At 50.0% G+C, this 12367-nt stretch carries 11 protein-coding genes; 4 read left to right on the plus strand and 7 right to left on the minus strand.

The window, feature by feature from the left end; translation table 11 throughout:
• The first annotated feature begins 6 nt into the window (after positions 1-6).
• The 3 genes from AC52PS_RS06565 (at position 7) to AC52PS_RS06575 (ending at position 3570) form a co-directional block, all read left to right on the plus strand.
• Positions 7-1374: a family 4 glycosyl hydrolase gene (locus AC52PS_RS06565; protein WP_495562252.1), complete on the plus strand. Its 1368-nt coding sequence runs from the start codon at positions 7-9 to the stop codon at positions 1372-1374.
• A 70-nt stretch (positions 1375-1444) separates the two neighbouring features.
• Positions 1445-1882: a divergent PAP2 family protein gene (locus AC52PS_RS06570; protein WP_495562253.1), complete on the plus strand. Its 438-nt coding sequence runs from the start codon at positions 1445-1447 to the stop codon at positions 1880-1882.
• Between the two features lie 53 nt (positions 1883-1935).
• The gene (locus tag AC52PS_RS06575; protein WP_495562254.1) at positions 1936-3570 is read left to right on the plus strand and encodes a putative manganese-dependent inorganic diphosphatase; all 1635 of its coding nucleotides are present in this window, start codon (positions 1936-1938) and stop codon (positions 3568-3570) included.
• Here AC52PS_RS06575 and AC52PS_RS06580 read toward each other — a convergent pair.
• Together AC52PS_RS06580 and AC52PS_RS06585 are read right to left on the minus strand one after the other, a co-directional pair.
• A complete protein-coding gene (locus AC52PS_RS06580; protein ID WP_495562255.1) occupies positions 3560-5308 on the minus strand; it encodes an alpha-glucosidase in 1749 nt (582 codons plus the stop codon). The genes AC52PS_RS06575 and AC52PS_RS06580 overlap by 11 nt on opposite strands.
• 108 nt (positions 5309-5416) lie before the next feature.
• Positions 5417-5713 carry an Hpt domain-containing protein gene (locus AC52PS_RS06585; protein WP_495562256.1) on the minus strand — a complete coding sequence of 99 codons (297 nt, stop codon included), beginning with the start codon at positions 5711-5713 and terminating at the stop codon, positions 5417-5419.
• 256 nt (positions 5714-5969) lie between these two features.
• On the opposite strand from AC52PS_RS06585, the gene AC52PS_RS06590 reads away from it, so the two are divergent.
• On the plus strand, positions 5970-7154 hold the full coding sequence (locus AC52PS_RS06590; RefSeq protein WP_495562257.1) for a ribose-phosphate diphosphokinase: 1185 nt from the start codon (positions 5970-5972) through the stop codon (positions 7152-7154).
• Here AC52PS_RS06590 and AC52PS_RS06595 read toward each other — a convergent pair.
• The 5 genes from AC52PS_RS06595 to AC52PS_RS06615 all read right to left on the minus strand — a co-directional run bounded on the left by AC52PS_RS06595 (position 7132) and on the right by AC52PS_RS06615 (position 12366).
• The gene (locus tag AC52PS_RS06595) at positions 7132-7809 is read right to left on the minus strand and encodes a phosphoribosyl-AMP cyclohydrolase (RefSeq protein ID WP_495562258.1); all 678 of its coding nucleotides are present in this window, start codon (positions 7807-7809) and stop codon (positions 7132-7134) included. The genes AC52PS_RS06590 and AC52PS_RS06595 overlap by 23 nt on opposite strands.
• A gap of 29 nt (positions 7810-7838) precedes the next feature.
• On the minus strand, positions 7839-8534 hold the full coding sequence (gene rph, locus AC52PS_RS06600) for a ribonuclease PH (protein WP_495562259.1): 696 nt from the start codon (positions 8532-8534) through the stop codon (positions 7839-7841).
• A gap of 2 nt (positions 8535-8536) precedes the next feature.
• Entirely contained in the window at positions 8537-8914 is a 378-nt protein-coding gene (locus AC52PS_RS06605) for a hypothetical protein (RefSeq protein WP_495562260.1), read from the minus strand.
• A 108-nt stretch (positions 8915-9022) separates the two neighbouring features.
• Entirely contained in the window at positions 9023-10630 is a 1608-nt protein-coding gene (locus AC52PS_RS06610) for a serine dehydratase beta chain (protein WP_495562261.1), read from the minus strand.
• Between the two features lie 17 nt (positions 10631-10647).
• The gene (locus tag AC52PS_RS06615; RefSeq protein ID WP_495562262.1) at positions 10648-12366 is read right to left on the minus strand and encodes a hypothetical protein; all 1719 of its coding nucleotides are present in this window, start codon (positions 12364-12366) and stop codon (positions 10648-10650) included.
• Position 12367: the final 1 nt, after the last annotated feature.

Raw genomic sequence — 12367 nt, forward strand, 5'->3', positions numbered from 1 at the left:
GAATTTATGTCAAAAAAAATAGTATTGGTCGGCGCAGGGAGCGCCCAATTCGGACTCGGTACACTGGGTGATATTTTCACCAGCAATGTTCTCAAGGGATCCGAGCTGTGTCTCATGGATATAGATGCCGAAAGCCTGCAATCTGTGTATGAAGAAGCAAGGGATTTTGTCACCCGGAACAACCTGAATTTCACAGTTACCTCAAGCACCGACAGGCGGGAAGCATTACGGGATGCTGATTACATAATAATCTCAATTGAAGTGGGTGACCGATTCAAACTGTGGGAGGAGGACTGGAGAATTCCCCAGCAATACGGTATTACTCAAATTTACGGTGAGAACGGCGGTCCCGGAGGTGTTTTTCACTCCCTTAGAATCATACCTCCCATTCTTGAAATTTGCGGTGATGCAATGGATCTTGTGCCTGATGCGCAAATTTTCTGCTATTCCAACCCCATGACGGCAATTACCACTGCCGTTCACCGGGCATACCCCGGAATTAAGTTTACCGGTCTGTGTCATGAAATAGCCAGTCTGGAACGCTATCTTCCGGCAATGTTGGATCGCCCTTTCGATTCCATGGAACTCACCGCCGGCGGTTTGAACCATTTCAGCTGTCTGCTCGAAGCCAAAGACCGGGAAACCGGTGAGGATCTGTACCCGGAGATTATGGAGAAAGCCTATACGTTCTTCAGCCGTGAACCGGGCTACAGCGATATTTGGCATCATTTCCGGAAAACCGGTGAGATTATCCACACGGAAGGATCAACGGCCCGGGCCCAGCTGGGAATTGAGGACAGCGCTGTTGAATGGGCTGACAGAAAACTTTTCCGCTTTATCATGGAGACCTATGGATTGCTGCCCATAACGGTTGACAGCCATTTCGGAGAATACCTTTCCTGGTCATGGCAGCTTGCGGATCACAGGGGAATTGTGGACTTCTTCGATATGTATAAAGTGGCATTAAGCAATGAACAGCGCCCGGAAATCGAAATGAAGCGGCATGAACGGGTTGTGGATATTATCGAAGGGATCATCCAGAACAGCGGGTACACGGAATCAGCCGTTAATGTGATAAACAACGGTCTCATCCCCGATCTGCCGGACTGGATAGCGGTAGAGGTTCCCGCGACCATTAATGGGGAGGGTATTCAGGGCCAAAGCCTGCCGAATGTACCCAAAGGATTCCTTGCCCTGCTCAGAAATTACTGCGGGGTATACGATCTCACAGCCGAAGCGGTACTTCACAAAAGCAAGGATCTTGCCATTCAGGCCCTCCTGGCAAACCCGGTGGTGCATCAGGCACTGCCTCTCAAGGACCTAACCGAGAGAATGATCGTTCAGCAGGATACGTGGCTCGGGTATCTGAAATAAGCACCGATGCGGAATAGGCAACCAATAGGGGGGCTTGGAAAATTGGGCATGTACGGGATAAACTTGGAGCATGCCCATTGCATTTTTCACAGCAGTCAGCGTACAGCTGGTATGTCAGCTCACGAAATTTATCGCCTACTCTATCCGGGACCGGAAACTCACACCATCTTACCTGTCCACAGCAGGAGGAATGCCCAGCGCCCATAGCGCGTTTGTGAGTGCTCTTACGGTCTTCTTAGCCCTGGCTGAGGGTGCGTCAGGACCATGGTTTTCCGTAAGCCTGGTGTTCGCTCTCATTGTGATGTATGACGCATTCAGGCTGAGGGGGTACGTTCAAAAGCATGCCGAAAGCCTCAACATCATTAGAGAAGAACTCTCACCTCATATACGGGAAAAAATTCCCCGTCATTCAGAAATGGTGGGGCATAGTCTCATGGAGGTTCTGAGCGGAGCAGTTCTTGGGGCATTCTGGGCGTGGATAGTCTGGCATCTGGTTTCCGGCGGCTGATAAGACTCCTAACCCTTCTTGAATGATTCCATTTCATTGGGTATTTTGAGGCAATGAAAACAATTTATGTCAGCGGTCACAGAAACCCGGATATGGACTGCACTGTTGCCAGTTATGCATATGCCTACCTGAAAAATAGGATCGATCCCCGGAACAGCTACCTTCCTATCCGCTGCGGTGCGCTGAATGATCAGACGAAAGCCGCATTTAAAAAAGCCGAATCCAGCACTCCCGCCCTGTATAAAGAGTTAATTCCGACAGTGGGGGATGTAGCCCGAAAAGATTATACATCTCTTCCCTCCAACGCTCCAATTTTGGATGCCCTTGAGCTCCTTTACACCCGGAATATCAGCTTTATCCCCGTGTTCAATTTTGACGGATTTGAGGGTACGGTCTCCATCAACGAAGTATCCGCATACCTTGTACGGCAGAGCAGCACCGGCCGCCCCGTCTACAGTTTTTCCTCTGAGAACATCCCCGAAGTTCTACCCGGTCAATTTATTGTCAGGGGAGAAGGTACGGTGTTTGACGCCCCGATCATGACGGGAGCCATGCCCTTCGATATCTATCTGAAACGGATGAAACGGCTTGAGCAAAAGCCCATTCTGGTTGTGGGAAATAGACGAAAGATTCTGGAGCATGCAGTTAAAAATCAGCTGCCGGCCATCATTATCACCGGAGTTGAATCCCCGGAGGAACTGGATACCGATTTTTCTTCATTTCAGGGCAGCGTGTATCTATCGGGAACCGACAGTGCTGAAAGTATCCGGCTTCTCAGGCTGAGCGTCCCGGTGCACACTATTGTTAACCGAAGTCAGCCCCGGGTGGGAAAAGATGAGTCCTTCGAAGATGTAAAACGTCAGCTCATGTCCTCGGACTTTCGGGGGTTGCCTGTTTTCGATGATGAAGAGTTTTACGGCATCGTCACCCGCAGACGGTTCATTGAAAAACCGGTAAAAGATCTTATTTTGGTGGATCACAACGAGATTCATCAGTCGGTGCCCGGGGCGAAAGAGGCACATATCGTAGAAATTATTGATCACCACCGTTTTGGTGCGGAGAAGACCAACACTCCCATATATATTGCTTCAAAACCTGTGGGATCCTCCTCCACCATTGTGTATCAGCATTTCAGAATGCATTTTGAAGATATTCCCAGGCACATCGCCATCCTGCTTCAATCGGGAATTATTTCCGATACGGTGTATCTGAAATCTCCCACCACAACTGAGGAAGATGTACGTGCTCTGAAAGAGCTGTCTATCCTCTCCGGTCTGGACAGTGAAACATATGCCACCGAAATGTTCAGTCAGTTGAAAGCTCTTAAGGAGCGGGACCCCAGGGATGTGGTGCTGGGTGACTTCAAAACCTATCACCAATTCGGCAAGGATGTGGGAATCGGTCAGGTTGAGGTTATGAGCCTTGAGGAAGCATCGGAAATGATATCTCCATTTCATGAAGCATTGCAGGCAGTAAGCCGGGATAAGCAGCTGGATTGGACAATGCTGCTTATAACCGATGTGATGAAACAACACAGTATCCTTGTCAGCAGCGGATATACGGCGGCGGAGAAGAATCTCATATACAGCTCATTAGATGAGCACAGCTTCGATTTGCCCAAAATCCTCTCCCGGAAAAAGCAACTTCTTCCGGAAGTGCTGCGGGTTTTGGAAGAACTCAGAGTCTGACGTACAAACGGGTTTCCCAGGGACCGAGAATAATGGTGCTCCCCAGCTGTTCACCTGCATACTCTCCGGCACCCTGATGGGAGAGGACATCAATTTCTGCTTCCCTTGATGCAGCAGGTCGGGAATTATCGGATCCAAGCATGAGCTCTCTGTGTGCGTTGCTATAAATAAGACGGTAATTTCGACCCAGCCCCGAAGGACGTTTCCAGAGCGCACTGTGATCCCCGGGATTGGAGATCAGGATCAGTTCGTCCGGTCCCGAATAGCTTCCTGCTTCCCGTCTTTCTTTCCGTCCTAAAAATCTTTTCCAAGCGAGAACCCTGTCCCTCCCCTGCGGCAGGAACCGGATTTTTCCCCGGGCCAAAACCTCCCAGCGTTTTCTCAGATGAATAAGAAAGCGGTAGTTCTCAAATATACTGCCCGGCCTGCCCATTTGTGCAGCTGCATTGATGCTTCCATGATTGGGGTTGACTTTTAGCCATGGAATTCCGCTGGTAAAGCCCCCATGCTTGGCCGAACTCCATTGGAACGGAGTACGGGCATTATCGCGGGTACGTTGGCGAAACATAGTAAATGCCTGCTCCTCGCTGATACCTTCTTCCAGTGCACGGTAATAACGGTTCTTCGCCGCCTCACAATCATAGTCGCGTAATTTCGAAAAGGCGACATTAGTCATGCCGATTTCTTCCCCCTGGTAGATAAAGGGAGTGCCCCAAAGAGTCAACAGCAGAGCTGCGAAGCTCGTTGCAGATTCCCGATGGTACAATCCGTCATTCCCCACAATGGAAAGATGCCGGGGGAAATCATGGTTGGAGAAAAAATTGGTGTTCCATCCATCTTTATGCAGGTGACGGTAAATCGGTTTGAATACTTCAGGAAGATTCCGGATATCATCCTTCAGCTTCCACAGATGATCAAACAGGAAAATCATATCCAGTTCTTTCCGTTTTGTATCAACATAGTTTCGGCTGGTTCTGGGGGTTGTTCCTCCGGTCTCTCCTACCGTGAAAACCGAACCGTTATTCAACCCCTTTTCCCGGAATTCCCGAAGATATTCATGGGTTCGCCGGGTATTTTTAAAGTTCCTGTGCTCAAAGTCGTTTTTCGGCTCGGGAGCATCCGGAAGTCCTTCGGGCTTTCCGATATGGTGAATCGCATCCAGGCGGAACGCATCAATCCCGCGGTCGATCCAGAACGCTGCGATATCATGAAATTCCTTCCTCAGCTCGGGATTTTCCCAGTTCAGATCGGGCTGTTCCGGATAAAAGAGATGTAAATAATACTGTCTTCTTTCCCCATCCCAGGTCCAGGCGGAATTGCTGAAATAGCTGTCCCAATTATTGGGGGAATCAGTCCAGTAGTAATATTCAGGTTTTTCCGTAAACCAGGGATGCTCGATGGAACTGTGATTCATAACCAGGTCCATCATGATCAGCATTCCCCGCTGATGCGCCTTTTCTATGAGGCGGTCTAGATCTTTGAGGGTGCCGAATTCTTTCATGACATTCCGGTAATCCGAAACATCATAACCGTTATCCCTGTTGGGAGATGAACAAAAGGGGCTGAGCCAAAGCACGTCCACCCCCAGATTCTCAAGGTAATCCAGCTTCTGGATAATCCCTGCTATGTCACCTATACCGTCGCCATTGCTGTCGTTGAAGCTTCTGGTGTAGATCTGGTAAATTACATAGTCTTTATAATTCCGTTGTGTTTGAGCATTCATGGGTGTACGAGACATGTTATTAGATCCTATTTGAGGGTTGATTCTGCCTTATATCAAACCTGGAGATTTCTGTATAGCGCATTTGGAACGTGAGTACATAACAAAGCGGAAAGCTGTTCGGTATTACAATATCCGTACATTCAGAAGGTAATTCCGCAATTGGCGAATGATATCGGGAATGGCGGTATAATCACCGTCATCACATTTTTTTTGGAGCAGCCTTCCCTGTATGCTTACTTCATCGAATCCGTATGTGCCCCCCTCTCCCTTCAGCCGATGGGCAATTTCCCGAATTTCCGCATAGTCGGATTCCTTGTACAATTGTTCCAGCCGTTCCAGATTGGTGATTGTTTCAGTCCGGTACGTTTCCGCAAATGGGCGGATTACCGGATCTACGATAACTTCATAATATTGACTCATGATGGAATTCCTGTGGTTACAACCTGCTTCATTATATCTGTTTTACCATTGAAATTTCAAACCGTATACGGTGCCGTCATGTCTGTAAAACTACAATATGCGACAAATACTTGTTCATTGTATCGGTCAACTAAAAAACCGGCACGCCTCATGGAGAGCCAATCTCTCAGATATTACCCGTTCCATTTTTCTGAGAAGCTTAACTGCTTTGGATAGGTTTATTGAACAAACTGTGATTTTTTATTATACAGTTGTCATGAATGATAGCCAGCCAATAATCGTCGGTAACATTGCAGACAATCCCTTCGTAGCAGATATTGCCCAGCATATGAATCAGTCCATGCATTACTCGGACCTGGTCTCGTTAAAAAGCTTCTTAAATAATGAATTTTGTCCCCGATTTATTGTTGACGAGGAAAGCTGGCAGGATGTTGGGAATAAGCTGGAAGGACGAACCGTACTCATCGTTTCCACCACCCAGAGCATGCATCCCCGGGATGAGCTGGCCATGAGAAATTTTCTGATAGCCCGGGCGGCAAAGGATAACGGCGCTCATCGGGTAATTTTGCTGGAACCGGATCTTTTTTACAGTGCCCAGGACCGGGGACCGAGAAAGGAACACGGCTTTGTCGATTTTCAGCGAAGTGATAAAGACTATAAAAAATTCGACGGACAACCGTTTTCTTCCCGTCTTTATGCGGATTTACTGAAAGAATCGGGTGTGGATGAGGTGATCACCGTTCACAACCATTCCAACTCGGTGAAGCGGCTCTTTATGGAGCGGTTTTCCGGCCATTTTCACAATTTACAGCCCAGCGACGTGTACGCCAATTACATTCAGGAATCCGACATTGTTAAGCGTGATAAGCTCATCCTCTGCGCTCCGGACAAAGGTGCCTTCCCGTTTGCAAAAGAGGTGCACTCCCATTTCCAGGACAGCAGTGTACCGATGATCATTCTTGAAAAAGAGCGCCTGGGTGAACGGAAGATCCGGATGGATGTGAATCCCGAATCAGACCTGACATTCAAAGATGTGAAGGGCAAGCAGGTGGTTGTGATCGATGATATGGTCCGCACCGGAAGCACCATTATTGAAGCCTGTAGCCGTCTGAAAGAAGCCGGGGCAGAACGGGTGGTATTCATGGTTACCCATTTCTATTCCTCCCAGGAAGGTCGCATTAAGCTAAATCATCAGGCTATCGATGAAATTGTAACCACCAGCACCATTCCTCAGATTCTCAACAGGGACATGCAGGGGCGGCTGCGGCATAAAATGGTAGTCCTGCGTATTGCCAGATGGATTTCCAATTATATTCATCAGCACATGGAGCCCGAGAGTCCGGCTCTGGATCGTCCCTATTACACCGAGGATATGTCCAGTAAAAATCCACGGTGGAAGGATCCGTTAGGGCCTCTGTTTAACGGGAAGAGCGGTAAATAAACTGCAGACCGACGGCAGGATCATCCTTCCTTAAGTCTGCAGGATCATCCTTCCTTGAGTCTGCAGGATCATCCTTCCTTGAGTCTGCAGGATCGTCCTCTCTTGTTCCTGCAGCAGCAGCTTCACCTGAAATATGCTGTCCGTCCCGGGAACCGTCGCTTTGAAGGCGGCGGTAAAAACATGAATAGCGGTGCTTCCCGCTTTGAGGATCCCGGGTATGACACACTCCGTCGCCCACAGGCTCTACGAGGTAGATGAGAGCATCCTGGTCGCAATCCGTGCGTATTTCCACGATCTTCAGGATATTTCCCGATTCCTCGCCTTTGGTCCAGAGTTTCTGTCTGGAAGTGCTATAGAATGTAGCCAGTCCGCTTGCGAGGGTTTTGTCCAGGGCATCCCGATTCACATACCCCAGCATCAGCACATCTTTCCTCTTGGCATCCTGCACAATGCAGGGGAGAAGTCCTCCCCGTTTGCTGAAATCCGGACGGAATTCTTTGCCCTCTTCCAGCCCACGGCTGTGAGGAGCATCGCCGGAGAGGTCTTCGTCGGAGAAGTCATGGCCGGAATTTTTATTTCCGGAGAGTTCGCGGCCGCCTGATTCAGCCCTGTTTGGAACCCACTGCTCCGGGGAATTCGGTTCATGTGCACTCATAAGCGCTCCGCAACTCCATATCCTTCCTGTTATTCAATCCCTGCACCTTCCAGGGCCTTCAACTGGGCCTGATATATGAGGGAGATGCCTTCTTCTGCGGAATCCAGCAATTGGTTGAGTTGATCCCGGGAAAAGGAATCCTGCTCGCCGGTTCCCTGCACCTCAATCATTGCATCATCCCGCATCACAACATTCATATCTACGTCTGCATTGCTGTCAAGTTCATAATCCAGGTCGCAGTGAATTCGGGAATCCACAATTCCCACGCTTACCGCAGCAACCTGTCCAAGGCGGTACTGAATGGGGTCTATTCGGTTTTCTTGAGCCAGTTTCTGGAGAGCCATGATCAAAGCCACCCAGCCGCCGCTGATGGCTGCCGTCCGGGTTCCGCCGTCAGCCTGGAGCACATCGCAATCCACAACAATGCTCACCTCCCCAAGGGCTTCAAGGTCTATGGCTGCCCTCAGACTGCGACCGATGAGCCGTTGAATCTCGACACTTCGGCCGTCCCGCTTGCGGATCTCTCTCCGTTTCCGGCCTCCGCTGGTGCTGCCGGGAAGCATGGCATATTCTGCGGTAATCCAACCGCTGCCGCTGTCCCTGAGAAAGGGGGGTACGCTTTTTTCGATACTGGCGGTGCACAGAACCTTAGTTCGGCCGAAGCGGACAAGACATGATGCGTCGGCGGTGTCGATAAAGTCGGGTATAAATTCAATATCTCTCATGTTCAGGAGGCCCCTTCGCCCAATCGGGCACCGAAGAGTGCAACTGCATATGCGATAACTGCGGAGAGAATCAGATTGAACAACATTCCCGGACCAAACAATCCTCGTTCAAGCAATACTCCCCCAACTGCGATAATCACCGCACCGATTGCAGGTTCGCGAATGGTAATTCCGGGGCTCAGCTTGCCGGTGATATATCCACCGATAAAATAGGCCAACGGCTTTGCAATGAAGAACAGGAGAAAGCCAATTCCAAAAGTGAGAATACCGAAGATTTTGAATACTGCATTCACTGCGACTTGAGCTACCAGAAAAACCGCCAGGCTGATAAACATCCATCTCAAATCGAAGGAGCCGCTTTTTTCTTGATAATCTGACATTGTTACCTCCAGGTTACAAAGCATGGTTCCCCGTAGGGGAATTGCAGTCTGTGTGTTCTTTGAATATTGAAGATCCCGTGGCCGGGATTCGGTGTTCTGAAACTTAATTTAACACTCAGGGATACTTACTTCAATCGGGAAGCCTCCGGTTCCCGGCTGCTTGAAACTGCGGCGCAACTCTTCGCCTCTCCGACGATATTCAATAACAATATCGCATATATGCTCAAGAGTATAATAGGGCGTCTCCCGGAGGGGATTCCCGTCCCTGTCTGGCTGGCTGTCTATGTGACTGTCCCTGATGGCCGAACCATTGCCTTGGACAGCCTGCATTCTGAATGGGGCGTTTTTTCCCACGGTAAGGGCAGATGCGGCGGCCACTGCGCTGCGGGAAAGGCAGGGCTCAAATATGCTACCACCCTGGACGGGACAGCCCAACCCCATGAAATGCTCAAGGAAGGCTGCAGCCGAGGACAGCACCTCAAGTGGGGTTCCTCCCCGCAGAGATGTTAAACCTGCAGCGGCCATTGCTCCGGCTGCCCCGGTTTCCCCCTGGCAGCCGTTCACCCCTTCGGGCGAACCTTTTCCCAACATGCGGGCAATAGCAGCTGCCGTGTACAGATAATTGGCAAATCTGTCCTTTACGGCCCGGAGTACGCCCGATTCCCCGGTTCCCGCTTTCCCATAGCTCCGGTCTTTTGCCATGCCATAGCTCCGGTCTTCCTCGGTACCATAGCTGAGGAAATATACAATTGCCACAATTCCCCAAGCTCCGGTGCCTGCGAAGTGGATTCCCTGCTCACCCCGGGTATTTAATTCGCTAATGTAGTTGAGCAAATAGCTGATACGGCTCAGGCTGTCCCCTGGGGTAATAGTATCCTGCTCCTGCAGCCGGTTGTTCATTTTGCTCATGAGCCGAAAAAAGTGCCGGGAATAGGATTCCAGAATTTTCCGGAGTCTCAGCTCACCATGAATGGAAGTTTCCTGTTCCATGATGAGACCGGCAATATCGGTGTTGTATTCCCGGCAAAGACCAATGAGCGCCCTTGGATCGAAGGAAAAAGAGAGACGGTCGCCGGGAGGAGGGAATTGCCGCTCTGGCTCGGGAGTGGCGATGAACCGCAGCAGGGCGGAAGAATCGTCGCAGAGCATTCCCCCGCCGATGCTGTACCAGCGTCGGGAGAGGATGAGGCGTTCGCCGCTCTCTTCGCTGCGGGTAAACAATTGAAATTCCAATCCCCGGTTGAATCCGGTTACGCTGATTCTTCCGCCATTAATAATTGCCCTGGGGGGATCGAATTTCACTTCTACTCCAACGCCCGGATCGGGGATAACGCCTCGCTGCTCAAGCGTTCGGGCATCGTTCCTCATGGTTTCTATGCAGTTTTCATCTTCTACAACAGAATTTAAAATGAATTGAGGGGATGAGAACTCCCTCCCGTACAACCCCGAGCAAACTGCTTCATACATCAAATATTCATGCTGTCGGGCGGACATGGTTCCCAGGAGCAGTACCCGGATGTAATACTCCCCTCCATCCACAGAGGGGGCATCGGACGATGCGAGACCTCCCCATTCCGGCTTCGGCGCGCTGATATCATGAAGAAACTCCCGGATTAATCCCCGAAATCCGCTTGCTGCCCGCAGAGCCGCAAGGGTATACCCGCTGGAGGGTCCGGGACCGATAAGAAAAAGGTCTGTGAAGCTGATATATTCCATATGCGCCTTACGGCATTTCAGCCAGGCTCCTCCGCCCCGTCATCCAAAGGATATTTTTGCTTGAGACGGGCAATTTGATCAGGAGTACTGATGCGGTAGCTCATATTTAGCAGTTCCTGGATTTTCTTTCGCATACTGCTCTCTTCTTCCAGCTCCGCCAATACCGAACCTTCCTGCATCTCATAAAGATACAGATTAATAAGAATCATTGCTGAGCGCAGTGCCTCCTGAATGGTTTTTCCCCCGGTCCAATTGTCATCTCTGATTATTTCTTCACGATTTCGAAGCGCTTCAAGATTCCCCGTCGCCTGTCCCCGTACATCTTCAGAGGAATCCTCAAGGCTCCCGGCCGAAGCGTCAACGCTCGGCTGTCGGATGGCCGCGGTCCGGTCAGGACCGTTTCCAGTATTTTCGGAGGAAACACCGCCGCCATGATTGCGGGGAGAAGCGTGGAGATCGGCGAATACATGAATAATCGAGAACAGGCGGTCTTTCATACCGCTGAATATGTTCAGATTTTCTGCAATAAAATTGAGAAGCTGGGTTTCATTGCTCCCCGGGGGCTCAATATAGGAAGAAATACGCCGTCGACTGTTGGTAAGCTCCATGTAGCGGAGTATTTGGAAAAACGGTACCTGGGTGCGTATCCGTTCGAGCTGATCCACATTGTAACGCAGCCTGCTGAAAAAATCTGAGAAAACAAGCTCGCTGAAAATCCGCCTCATGGTGGATCCGGATGTGACCACATGCCGACACAGCAGGGGCTCGAAATTCTGCTGAAAGAGATTGGAAAAATCCAGTACATAGGACGGAATATTCGAGTAAATATCGCTGTAGCGGCCCTTCCGTTCCGGCCCGGTTATCCCGGTAATAAAACGCTGCAATTCGGACAGGTCAGGAGTCTGGGGATCCAGCCTGGGGAGAAAATAGCGCATTCTGTACATGCTTCGGTAACCGGCATAGACGGATGCGAGATTCTTATCGAGCCCGTCAATATAGGATTTGATAGCCGCAGTTCTGCTCTCATCTACATCGAATTCCCACTCGCTCACCAGAGGTTCTTCCACCGGATTGACAATATCTTTCATACTTAAGTATCGTCGGCATGAAAGCATATTGGCCGCCAAAACCAGTTGAGAAAGGGATGGCTGCATGCGGTTAAACAGAATGAGCCGTTCAACAAGGGATCTGGTTTCCCTCTGGGAAAATTTGACTTCTTCCATCCGATCGTGAAGATAAGATAGTACTTCCAGGGTTTTTTTCACCAGCCGGGGAGAATGGTAATAGACCAGCAGCTGGGGCTCCAGTTGCTTCAACCCTTCCAGACTATGTCTGTTCCCGGTATTGACATTCAAAAAGCGGATCTTTTCGGTTTCCCGGCACAAATGGTGAACCAAAACCACCAGATTGTACTCGTATTTGTTCACATATTTCCATGCCGAATCCAGGATTACCCCTAAACGGGCAGTCAGAGGAATGGTAAGCTCCTGGATGATGCTCTGTTCCATATTCTGAACAGGCTTGGCTGCTATTCGCAGACGGAAGATAGGGAGAGTCACAATCAGCCCTGTGTTCGCGGCGAATTTGCGGATTTTCCAATAGTCGAACAGGAAGTAATTGAGGAGTGAATTATCCCCCGGACGGTGCTTCAGACGACGACGGGTCCTGACGATATCCGGAAGGCCGTGGGGGGGTCTTCTGGAAGAATGTGAGGAGACTGAATTTTCTTCGCTCATA

The organism is Salinispira sp., assembly GCF_059431795.1.

Coding starts and splice junctions, on each gene's coding strand:
- AC52PS_RS06565 (WP_495562252.1), top strand. CDS start 7: ATGTCAAAAAAAATAGTATTGGTCGGCGCAGGGAGCGCCCAATTCGGA.
- AC52PS_RS06570 (WP_495562253.1), top strand. CDS start 1,445: ATGCCCATTGCATTTTTCACAGCAGTCAGCGTACAGCTGGTATGTCAG.
- AC52PS_RS06575 (WP_495562254.1), top strand. CDS start 1,936: ATGAAAACAATTTATGTCAGCGGTCACAGAAACCCGGATATGGACTGC.
- AC52PS_RS06580 (WP_495562255.1), bottom strand. CDS start 5,308: ATGTCTCGTACACCCATGAATGCTCAAACACAACGGAATTATAAAGAC.
- AC52PS_RS06585 (WP_495562256.1), bottom strand. CDS start 5,713: ATGAGTCAATATTATGAAGTTATCGTAGATCCGGTAATCCGCCCATTT.
- AC52PS_RS06590 (WP_495562257.1), top strand. CDS start 5,970: ATGAATGATAGCCAGCCAATAATCGTCGGTAACATTGCAGACAATCCC.
- AC52PS_RS06595 (WP_495562258.1), bottom strand. CDS start 7,809: ATGAGTGCACATGAACCGAATTCCCCGGAGCAGTGGGTTCCAAACAGG.
- rph (WP_495562259.1), bottom strand. CDS start 8,534: ATGAGAGATATTGAATTTATACCCGACTTTATCGACACCGCCGACGCA.
- AC52PS_RS06605 (WP_495562260.1), bottom strand. CDS start 8,914: ATGTCAGATTATCAAGAAAAAAGCGGCTCCTTCGATTTGAGATGGATG.
- AC52PS_RS06610 (WP_495562261.1), bottom strand. CDS start 10,630: ATGGAATATATCAGCTTCACAGACCTTTTTCTTATCGGTCCCGGACCC.
- AC52PS_RS06615 (WP_495562262.1), bottom strand. CDS start 12,366: ATGAGCGAAGAAAATTCAGTCTCCTCACATTCTTCCAGAAGACCCCCC.